The 10,593-nt window shown below is 61.7% G+C and carries 9 protein-coding genes; 5 read left to right on the forward strand and 4 right to left on the reverse strand.

Features of this window, described 5'->3' with window-relative positions; genetic code table 11:
- On the forward strand, positions 1-291 hold a 291-nt coding region (locus B7L72_RS01995), incomplete at its 5' end, for a rhodanese-like domain-containing protein (protein ID WP_081192278.1).
- Positions 292-408: 117 nt separating this feature from the next.
- On the opposite strand, the gene B7L72_RS02000 is transcribed toward B7L72_RS01995, so the two are convergent.
- Both B7L72_RS02000 and B7L72_RS02005 read right to left on the reverse strand, forming a co-directional pair.
- The gene (locus B7L72_RS02000; RefSeq protein ID WP_227407773.1) at positions 409-702 is read right to left on the reverse strand and encodes a helix-turn-helix domain-containing protein; all 294 of its coding nucleotides are present in this window, start codon (positions 700-702) and stop codon (positions 409-411) included.
- A complete protein-coding gene (locus B7L72_RS02005; protein ID WP_081135273.1) occupies positions 699-1,019 on the reverse strand; it encodes a type II toxin-antitoxin system RelE/ParE family toxin in 321 nt (106 codons plus the stop codon). Before B7L72_RS02005 ends, B7L72_RS02000 begins: the two co-directional genes overlap by 4 nt.
- A 146-nt stretch (positions 1,020-1,165) precedes the next feature.
- Here B7L72_RS02005 and recC point away from each other — a divergent pair, with 146 nt between their 5' ends.
- Positions 1,166-4,720 carry an exodeoxyribonuclease V subunit gamma gene (gene recC / locus B7L72_RS02010; protein WP_081192280.1) on the forward strand — a complete coding sequence of 1,185 codons (3,555 nt, stop codon included), beginning with the start codon at positions 1,166-1,168 and terminating at the stop codon, positions 4,718-4,720.
- A gap of 13 nt (positions 4,721-4,733) precedes the next feature.
- Here the strand turns inward: recC and B7L72_RS02015 are convergent, their stop codons facing one another.
- Both B7L72_RS02015 and pncB read right to left on the reverse strand, forming a co-directional pair.
- Positions 4,734-6,305: an ATP-binding protein gene (locus B7L72_RS02015; protein WP_081192282.1), complete on the reverse strand. Its 1,572-nt coding sequence runs from the start codon at positions 6,303-6,305 to the stop codon at positions 4,734-4,736.
- 65 nt (positions 6,306-6,370) lie between these two features.
- Complete coding sequence (gene pncB / locus B7L72_RS02020; RefSeq protein ID WP_081192284.1) at positions 6,371-7,567, reverse strand: nicotinate phosphoribosyltransferase; 1,197 nt, start codon at positions 7,565-7,567, stop codon at positions 6,371-6,373.
- A 183-nt stretch (positions 7,568-7,750) separates the two neighbouring features.
- On the opposite strand from pncB, the gene B7L72_RS02025 reads away from it, so the two are divergent.
- From B7L72_RS02025 to B7L72_RS02035, 3 genes are all read left to right on the forward strand, one after another.
- Positions 7,751-8,059, forward strand: coding sequence for a nucleotidyltransferase domain-containing protein (locus B7L72_RS02025; protein ID WP_039175961.1), 309 nt, complete (start codon positions 7,751-7,753; stop codon positions 8,057-8,059).
- Positions 8,056-8,592 (forward strand): hypothetical protein, encoded by a 537-nt coding sequence (locus B7L72_RS02030; RefSeq protein ID WP_081192286.1) that lies wholly within the window; start codon positions 8,056-8,058, stop codon positions 8,590-8,592. Before B7L72_RS02025 ends, B7L72_RS02030 begins: the two co-directional genes overlap by 4 nt.
- Positions 8,593-8,704: 112 nt before the next feature.
- Positions 8,705-10,593: UvrD-helicase domain-containing protein (locus B7L72_RS02035; RefSeq protein ID WP_176212818.1), on the forward strand; the 1,889-nt coding region annotated here is incomplete at its 3' end.

Here is a 10,593-nt window from a genome sequence, read left to right on the forward strand (position 1 = left end):
ACTGCTAGCGATGCCAAACAGCGCATCGCCCAGGGCCACGTGGTGCTGGACGTGCGAGACAAGGAAGAGTTCGAGCAGGGGCATATCGAAAACGCCCTCAACATCAGCCGGGGCACGCTGGAAATGCGCATCCAGGAAGCGATTCCCGATAAAGACACGCCCATAGTGTGCCACTGCGCAGGCGGCAATCGCGGCGCCCTGGCCGCCGACACCCTGCAGCAACTGGGCTATACCCAAGTCGTGAATATCGAAGGCGGATTGAAGGCGTTCAAGGAAGAAGAAGCGCCGTAAGCCGCTCCTTTTGGTAATGATGCTCGCCCTCCCATCGGCAGCTTTAGAAGACTCCGGTGACTTTCGGCTTGAATCAATGACGCACGAAAGGCCGCCGTCATGGGAGCGATTGGTTGTTTAGTGGGAGGGGTGTTTTTGTGGTTCCACATGTACCGTCAGCTCGAAGCCGCAGGCATCTGCATAGCGCTGCAACGTTTTCCAACCGGGGTTACTGCTTCCTCGCTCCAGGCGGCTAATGTTACTTTTCTGCGTCTCCAGACGTTTGGCAAGCTCTTCCTGAGTCAGCCCGGCACGCTGGCGCATTGAAATAAGCGTGGAGGCCAATGCAAACTCCGGTGCCAGACGTTCATATTCCGCCTTCACCTCAGGGTTCTGAAGCGCCTGCTCTTTTAGTGCCTTTAAGTTCATCATGACTGCACCTCGCGCTGTCTTGACCGCGCTAATGTTAACGCCTGACGCGGCGTTTTCTGGCTTTTCTTGACGAATGCGTGCAGCACGACGATGTGTTTCCCATGCACGTAACAGAACAAGGAACGGCCAATCCCCTCTTGTGCCTTTGCTCGAATCTCAAACAGGCCGTCACCCATGGACTCCGTGTGAGGAGGCCCTAAGTGAGCACCATGCTGCTCTACCATCTCCAGCAACCGAAGCATTCTGGCCTGTATTTTGGGTGGCATGCTTAAAATTTCTTGCTCTACGCCTGGGTAAAACTCAACCTGCCACTCCATAGCACAGCTCCGATCAAGTTATCTTTTATGATAACTCAGGATGTGTAAAAGTTCCTACTCCAGAGACACACGACAACCTCCATCTTATGGCACCATAGCGTGACCGCATCCCCGTGACGCCGATTGCCGTGAAGGAACGCCGCCGTATGCCTGCCAATGCCCTGCTCTCCCCCACTTCGCTCACCCCCGGCTTCATGGTGGTACACGCCAATCGCCTGGAGGATTTACGGGGGCTGGCGGTGGAGTGGATGCGGCGACACCCGCTGGGGCCGCTGGAGAACGAAACCATTCTGGTGCAGAGCAACGGCATTGGGCAGTGGCTGAAGCTGGCCCTGGCGGAAGACCCGAAGAACGGCGGCGCGGGTATTGCAGCGGCGCTGGACGTGATGCTGCCCGCGCGGTTTTTATGGCAGGCCTACCGCCGGGTGCTCACCCACGTTTCCCACGATGCCGACGCCGTGACGGAAACCTCGCCGTTCGATAAATCGCGCCTGGTGTGGCGGCTGCTGCGCCTGCTGCCCACCCTGGCCGGGCAGCCGGTGTTCGAACCACTGGCGCAGTTTCTGGAAACCGACCGCGATCAGCGCAAGCACTACCAGCTGGCCGAGCGGCTGGCGGATCTCTTCGACCAGTACCAGGTGTACCGCGCCGACTGGCTGGACGCCTGGGCCAACGGCCACGATGTGCTGATTACCGCCCGAGGCGAACACCGCCCGCTGGAAGAGCACCAGTGCTGGCAGCCTGCGCTGTGGCGCATCCTGCGTGACGATGTGGCCGCCACCCAAGGCGATGCCGGGCTGAACAGCAGCCGCGCCCAGGTACACCAGCGCTTTTTGAAGGCCACCGAACAGCTGGAAGGCCAGGCCTGCCCGCCAGGGCTGCCCCGGCGGCTGATCATTTTCGGTATTTCGTCGCTGCCTCAGCAAACCCTGGAAGCCCTGGCGGCGCTCTCCCGCTGCTGCCAGATCGTGCTGTGTGTGCACAACCCCTGCCAGTTCTACTGGGCGGACATCATCGAACACAAAGACCTGCTGCGCGCCCAGCGCTATCGCCAGCGGCGCAAGACCGGTATGCCCGACACGCTGGACGTACTGGGCACCGGCGATGCCGATGATGCCCTGCACCTGCACGCCCAGCCGCTGCTGGCCGCTTGGGGCAAGCAGGGCCGCGACTATCTGCGCCTACTCGATGAGCACGACGACGCGGGCAACTACCAAACGCTTTTCGAGCAGCAGGCGCTGCGCATCGATATGTTCGAGCCGTTCAGCGGCGAGGAGCGCCACTGCCTGCTCAGCCAGCTGCAAGACGATATCCGCGAGCTGCGCCCGGTGGCAGAAACCCAAGGCCAGTGGCCAGCGCTGCCCGCCACCGATGACTCCATCGTGTTTCATATTGCCCACGGCCCCCAGCGGGAAGTGGAGATTCTTCACGACCAGCTGCTGGCCGCCTTCAGCGCCGACCCCGCCCTGCGTCCGCGCGATATCATCGTCATGGTGCCGGACATCGACCGCTACGCCCCGCACATCGAAGCGGTATTTGGCCAGCTGCCCACGGACGACCCGCGGCATATACCCTACACGCTCTCGGACCAGGCCAGCCGTCACCGCCTGCCGCTGATGATCGCGCTGGAAAAACTGCTGCGGCTGCCAGAGCTGCGCCTGACGGTCAGCGATGTGCTCGACCTGCTGGAAGTGCCCGCCCTGCGCCAGCGCTTTGGCCTGGAAGAGCGCGACCTGCCGGTGCTGGAGCGCTGGATGGAAGGCGCGGGCATCCGCTGGGGGCTGAACGCCCAGCAGCGCCAGCGGCTGGAGCTGCCCGGCGGGCTAAGCCAGAACACCTGGGCCTTCGGCCTGCGCCGCCTGCTGCTGGGCTACACCGTCGGCGACGGCCACGCCTGGCAAGGCATCGAGCCCTTCGATGATATTGGCGGCTTGGAAGCGGGCCTGGCAGGGCCGCTGGCCACGCTGCTGGAAAAACTCGACGCCACCTGGGAAACCTTCTGCCAACCCACCGATGCCGCCACCTGGGTGGCGCGGCTGCGGGCACTGCTGGAAACCTTCTTCCTCACCGACGATGCCCAGGAAAGCATCATGCTCACCAAGCTGGAAAACGGCTTGCAGCAGATGCTGGAAAGCAGCCAGGAAGCAGAACTCGACGACCCGCTGCCGCTCTCCATGGTGCGCGAACACTGGCTGGCACACATCGATGAACACAGCCTTTCCCAGCGCTTTTTGGCCGGAGCGGTGAACTTCGCCACCCTGATGCCCATGCGCGCCATCCCCTTCAAGCGGGTGTGCCTGCTGGGCATGAACGACGGCGACTACCCCCGCTCCCAGCCACCGCTGGATTTCGACCTGATGGGCAGCGACTACCGTCCCGGCGACCGTTCCCGCCGGGAAGACGACCGCTACCTGTTTCTCGAAGCGCTGCTCTCCGCCCGGGACCAGCTCTACATCAGTTGGATGGGCCGCAGCCAGATCGACAACTCCCCGCTGCCCCCCTCGGTACTGGTGGGCCAACTGCGCGACCACCTGGAGGCTGGCTGGCAAACGCACACCGGCGCGCCGCTGCTGGAAAGACTCACCACCGAACACCCGCTGCAGCCGTTCAGCCGCGCTTACTTCAACCACCCGGCGGGCCGCCTGTTCACCTACGCCCACGAATGGCGGGAAGTGCACGCCCCCCGCACGCCGCCCGCGGTGGAGCGCATGCTACCCGCACCGGAAAACGCCCCCACCAGCCTCTCGCTGGCGCAGTTGGGCGGCTTTCTGCGCGAGCCGGTGCGCAGCTTCTTCAATACCCGGCTGGGGGTCTATTTCGAGCAGGAGGCAATCGCCGAGCTGGACGCCGAGCCCTTCGCGCTGGATGGCCTGCAAAACTGGCAGCTCCAGGACCAGCTGATTGCCGCCCAGCGCCACGCAGTGGACCACGGCCAACCGCGTATCGAGGTGCTGCACGACGCGTTGGAGCGCTTTCAAGGCCAAGGGGTACTGGCCATGGGTGCCTTCGGCGAGCGCATGCGCGATGCCCTCGCCGACCCCATGGAAGAGTTGTTCAACGCCTACGAAGAAGCACTCACGGCGTGGCCGCACGCGCTGCCAGACGCACAGGTGCAGTTCGAGGCCCACGGCCTCACGTTGGAAGAACCCCTGGGCGAGCTGCGCCAGGATGAGGCAGGCCAGCGCTGCCGCCTGCTGCTGCTCAGCAGCAGCCTGATTAGCCAGGGCAGCGGGCGCGGCCAGTACCGCTGGAGCCACCTGCTGCGCCCTTGGGTCGCCCACCTGGCAGGCAACCTCAGCGGCCCGATGACCACCCTGCTACTTTCCAAAGCCGGGCATGTCACGCTGGAACCCGTGGCTGCCGACACCGCCCGCCAGCATCTGGAAACCCAGCTCGCCGCCTGGCAAGCGGGCCTGCAAACCCCGCTGCCGCTGGCCTCACAGGCCGGTTTTGCCTGGCTGGCCAAGCAAGGCACGCCGGAAATAGCGCAGGAGAAAGGCCGAGACAGCGACGCCTTTGCTGCCGCCGAAGCCGCCTATGAAGGGGGTTACAAGGTCACCGGCGAAGCCGCGCAAAGCGCGTATTTAAGCCACCAGTGGCCCCGCTTCGAGCGGCTGTTTTTCGAGCAGGCCAACGGGCACACTTTTGCCACACTGGTGGATGCGCTCTACGCGCCGCTTCATCAGGCCGTCAAAGGGTAAACCAGCAAGGGGGTTACACCGCGTCGAGCGTTTCCACATCGAACGCCACAATCTGGCGTTTGGCGCTGGAGAACTCGACGCCGATCAGGTGTATGGGCTTGCCAGAGGCACGATACTTGTCGGCGTATCCCTTCTGCTTGATTTGCGCCAGCGCCTGGCCTTCCGGCAGCTGCTCCACCACCTTGAACTCGAACAGGTAGATATGCCCGCCAAAGTTCACGCTCATATCCACCTTGCCGTGGTGGCTGGCATCTTCCACCGTTACATCCAGCCCCAGGGCCGCGAAGTGGCTGTAGAAGATGCTGGCATAATGTCCTTCGTAGCGAGCAATCGGGTTGTTGCGGTACCAATCGTGAGGAAGCCCGGCATAGAGTGCCTTTAGGTGCGCTTCCAGCCCAACCAGGTCATGCTGGCTTAAATGGCGGAACAGCGTCCTGCGTTCACGCGGGGCGTTTTCAACTCCCAGCGATGGCAGCAAGGCGTGGTTGAGGCTGGTTTCCACCTCACGGTTAGGGAAGCCCAGCGTGTACTGCCGGTATCCCAGCAGCGGCTCCTCTACCTGCTGGATGGTCAGGTAGCCGGTTTGAAACAGCAGGCCTTCGGTGCTGATCTGATCCACATCAAATTGGCTGAGCAGTTCATACTCGGTTTCCCAGTGATCCAATGAGGGCGTAAATACCCCCCGCTGCTTGAGAATATCGACCAGAAACGTCGGCGTGGCAGACTCGAACCAGTACGGCGCGAACTCGCGCTTTTGAAACAGCAGCAGCACATCAAACGGGTTGTAGACAGACACCACCTCACGCCCACCCCAGCGGTAGCCGTTGTACCACTGACGAATGGCCTCACGATCCAAACCGGGTAATTCCGGTGCGAACACCGTATCGATGTCTTCGTCGGTATAGCCGCAAAGCGTGCTGAAAGGGTCGTCAAGGGTGATATCGTTGAGGTTGTTCAACCCCGAAAACAAGCTCACCTTACTGAACTTGGAAACCCCGGTGAGCAGCACGAAGTGCAAATGAGGGTCGGCATCTTTCAGCACGCTGTAGAGATTTTTCAGCCCTTCGCGCAGCTCCCGAGCGCGCTCAGGTTGCAGAATGTTATCCAGAATCGGCTTGTCGTATTCGTCGATCAGTACCACCACCCGCTGACCATATTGCTGGTGGGCGCTGCGAATCAGAGTTGAAAATTCACCGGGTATATCCGTCTTGTGGTGTTGGGTAATGCCCAGCCGCTCACGCTGCACCCGGAGCTGATCACGAATACGCTCATCCAGCGCTTCACGGCTCTGCATCACACCATCGGCAAAGCTGATACGAATGACCGGGTAACGCTGTTGCCAGTCCCACCTGTCGTGAATATGGAGCCCTTCGAACAGCGCCTGGCGGCCCTCGAACAGGCAGCGTAGCGTATCCAGCAACAGGCTTTTGCCGAAGCGGCGCGGCCGCGAGAGAAAGTAGTATTTGTTCTGGTTGACCAGGCGCTCGATATGCGGCGTTTTATCCACGTAGTAATAGTCGCCCTCGCGGATATCCGAGAACGTCTGAATCCCGATGGGGAGCTTACGGCGATGGGCATCCTGCACGGCGGTCTCCAGAACACAAAGTGCGATACAAAGAGCAGTTTAGCATGCGGCTGCCCCAGGCAGCCTCAGATCAGCGGGCTTTCATCTCCCTTGCCGCCCAGCGATAAAATGCGCTTCGCCAACGCAATCATCTCCGGGTCGCCGGTGTTCTTGGTGGGCACATCGGACAGTTTCACCACCGGCAGCCAGCCCTGCCCTTCGGGGCGGGCCTCGACCATCTTGATCACCATGTTCATGGGCGCCACGCCGATATCGTTGGTGAAGTTGGTGCCGATCCCGAAGGCCATGCCAATGCGCCCCTGGCAGAAGGCGCGAATGCGCTCCACTTTTTCAGGGGTAAGCGCATCGGAGAAGATGATGGTCTTGCTCAGCGGGTCGATGCCCAGGCGCCGGTAATGGGCAATGGTGGCATCGGCGAACTCGATCGGGTCGCCGCTATCGTGGCGCACCCCGTCAAACAGCTTGGCGAACTTCTTGTCGAAGCTCTCGAAAAATGCCCGCGTGGTAAACGTATCGGTGAGCGCGATGCCCAAATCCCCCCGGTACACATCCACCCAGTGCTCCAGCGCCAGGCTGTTGGCCATTTTGAAACCGAAACGCGCCCCGTGGAACATGAACCACTCGTGGGCGTGGGTGCCAATGGGCTTCACCCCGTGGCGCATGGCCAGCAGCACATTGCTGGTGCCGCTGAAGGCCTCCCCGCCGTAGTGGCGCAGCGCTTCCACCACCCGGTCGTGCACCGCAAACGAGAAGCGCCGACGAGTGCCGAACTCGGCAATCTTCAGCCCGTGCTGGCGGTAGAGTTCGATCTTCTCCCGGGTGCGCTGCTCGATGAGCGCCTCATCTTCTTCCGACACCGCCACGCCGCGCAGCCGATACCAAAGCTCACTGATCAGCGCCATCAGCGGCACTTCCCATAAAATGGTGCGGTACCAAGGGCCTTCGATCACCACCGACAGCTCGCTGCCCTGCTGCTCGATGGTCACCTCGCGGGGGTCGTAACGAAAGCCCGCCAGAAAATCGAGATAGGTGGGGTCCAGGTAAGGGCAAGTGGTTTCCAGATAGCGCTTCTCCTCCTCGGTCAAGCACAGCGCCACCATGCGGTCTACCTCCCCGCGCAGCGCCTCACCAAAGCCCTCGGGAAAGGCATGCTCCCCGCGATTGATGAATGCGTAACGGGCGTGAGCATAGGGAAAGCGTTTGATCACGGCATTCTGCATCGTGATCTTGTAGAAATCGTTATCCAGAAGCGAGGTCAGCATGAGATCCCTTCACCAGCGTCAACAGATCGCCAAGAGCGGCTAGCCCACTAGATTAGCAGTTGGCAGCGATACCTCACACCCTGCCCTCTTTTGCCCTAACTTGCGGGCAGTTGAGCGACTATCCGCCATCGGCAATAGAGTGCTAACCTTTAAAACATTAGCGTTCAGCGAGGAGCAGACCCCATGCGTCTTTCTCAATCACAGCGTGAGCTTATTCTGGCAGCCGTCCGTGAGTTTGCTGGGCCTTCGGTGGCCGTGCATGTATTCGGCTCGCGACTAGACGATGGTAAGCGAGGCGGCGATGTCGATTTACTGCTTATCTCACCCACCGCTATTTCGCTACTTGCCTGCGCTGAACTCAAAATGGCGCTTGAACAGCGCCTCCAGCTACCGTTCGATCTCGTAACCTACGTAAAAAAGGCGGAACCCACCCCGTTTCAAGCCATGGCGCTCGCACAGTCACGCTCAATAACGCTTGAGGAAGCGGCATGAGCCAAGATGTCCTTAGCGAACAGCAGCGTTATCTGGCGCAGCTGCTTGAAGCCATCCAGCGTTGCGCCTGGTTTCTTCACCAGTCACGCAAAAAAGTCACATGGCCTTTGGACGGTGACTGGTTAGCCGACCATAAAAAAGACGTCGACCTTTTTGAAACACTGGCCGCTATCAATGAGCGCTTTGCCAAACTCCAGGACTCCATTGCGTCTGCCATGAGGCACAGCGCTCTGTTGGCAGGTGAATCGACCGACAGCTTTCTCAAAGTCCTTTCGCTGTTTGAAAAACAAGGCGTCGTGGACGCCACCAGCGACTGGCAGCGTTGTCGTGCCATTCGCAATATTGCCGCTCATGATTACTCGACGCACTACGCGCAAATAGCAGAGCACTTTAACCTGTTGAACGAACTTTCTGACGTTCTTCTCATCACGTCAAAAAGACTCGTGATATGGAGCGCTGAACAATTAGGGATTTTTCCAGCCACCCAAGACTTCTCCAGCGAGTTCGATAGCGTCTTTCAAACCAGCCTCTAACGCTGCTTTGCTCTTTTGCCCAGCACCCGGCGACGCGATATAGTGCCGGTGCCTTGGGTCACCCACCCAAGGCGCTTTGCTTTCCGCCTGCCGTGATGTTCGGAGAAGAAGAATGAGCCAGCCCGCCCCGCTGAACCCGCTGACGCTGCCGCTTCACGGCAGCCGTTTGATCGAAGCCAGCGCGGGCACGGGGAAAACCTTCACCATCGCGCTGCTTTACGTGCGCCTGGTACTGGGCGGGCAGCACGGCGAGGACGACACCGCCTTCGTGCGCCCGCTCACCCCGCCGGAAATTCTGGTGGTCACGTTCACCAACGCCGCCACCCAGGAGCTGCGCGAACGCATTCGCCATCGGCTGGTAGAGGCGGCTGCCGTATTTCGTGATCAGGGTGAAGACTCTCTTCTTCTGGCGCTGCGCAGCCAGTACCCCGAGGCCACCTGGCCCGCCTGCGCTCGCCGCCTGGAGCTGGCCGCCGAGTGGATGGACGAAGCCGCCGTTTCCACCATCCACAGCTGGTGCTACCGCATGCTGCGGGAACACGCCTTCGATAGCGGCAGCCTGTTCTCGCTCAACCTGGAAAACGACCAGCACGAACTGGAGCAAGAAGTGGTGCGCGATTACTGGCGCACCTTCTACTACCCGCTGGACGCCGAGGCGCTGGGCAGCATCACCGGCTACTGGAAATCCCCCGACCACCTGCATCAGGACGTACGCAAGCTGCTCCACGAAAGCGACGCACTGGGCGCGCTACGCCCCGAGCCAACCCACACGCTGAGCACCGCCGCCGCCGAGCGCAGCGCCCTGCTCAGCACCCTGAAAGCCCCCTGGCCCGAATGGCTGGACGACCTGGTGCCCGCGCTGGAAGACGCCGCCCAGCGCAAAGCCTTCAAAGGCCAAAGCTTCAACGCCAAAAGCCGCGCCAACTGGCTAGGCGCACTGCGGGAGTGGAGCGACAGCGACCTAGAGCGCCCCGCGCTCACCCCCGCCGCCTGGAAACGCCTGACCCCGGACGGCATGGCGGAAATATGGAAAGAGGGCGCGCCACCCTGCCCGAAGGCCTGGCAAGCGCTGGCCGAGCTGCCCGCCGCGCTCAACACGCTGCCCGAGCCACGCAACGACCTGCTGATTCACGCCGTGCAGTGGTGCAAAGTACGCCTGGAGCGGGAGCAGGAGCGCCGCGCCGAAATGGGCCCCAACGACCTGCTCACCCACCTGGACCGCGCCCTGCAAGGCCCCAACAAGGAGGCGCTGGCCGCGCAGATTCTGCGCCAGTTCCCCGTGGCGCTAATCGACGAATTCCAGGACACCGACCCCATCCAGTACCGCATCTTCAACGCGGTGTACGAAGTCGCCAGGCCCCGCCGCGACGCCGCCATGCTGCTGATCGGCGACCCCAAGCAGGCCATTTACGCCTTTCGCGGCGCGGATATCTTCACCTACCTGAAAGCCCGCGAAGACACCGCAGGCCGCCACGTGACGCTGGGCACCAACTTCCGCTCCAGCCGCGCCATGGTAGAGGCAGTGAACCACTGCTTCCGCTATGCCGATGAACACCCGGCAGGGGCCTTCCTGTTCCGCGAAGAAGGCGGCGACAACCCGCTGCCGTTTCTGCCGGTAGACGCCAAAGGCCGAAGTGAACAGCTCGTTCACCAGGGCCAACCACTGCCCGCCATGACGCTCTGGCCACTCGCCGCCGACGAGCCGCTCTCCAAAACCGCCTACCAGACCGAGATGGCCGAACGCTGCGCCTCGTACATGGCGGAACTGCTCAACGCAGGCCAACACGGCAAGAGCGGCTTTCAAACCGACGACGCCCTCACCCCGCTCAAACCTTCCGATATGGCAGTGCTGGTGAACGGCCTGCAGGAAGCCCGCGCCATTCGTCAGGCGCTGGCCAGCCGAGGGGTGAAGAGCGTGTACCTTTCGGACCACGACAAGGTGTTCAGCTCGCCCATGGCCGCCCAGGTAGAGCGCTGGCTGCGCGCCTGCGCCGAGCCGCT

The organism is Halomonas sp. BC1 (assembly GCF_002078135.1).
Lineage (GTDB): Bacteria > Pseudomonadota > Gammaproteobacteria > Pseudomonadales > Halomonadaceae > Vreelandella > Vreelandella stevensii.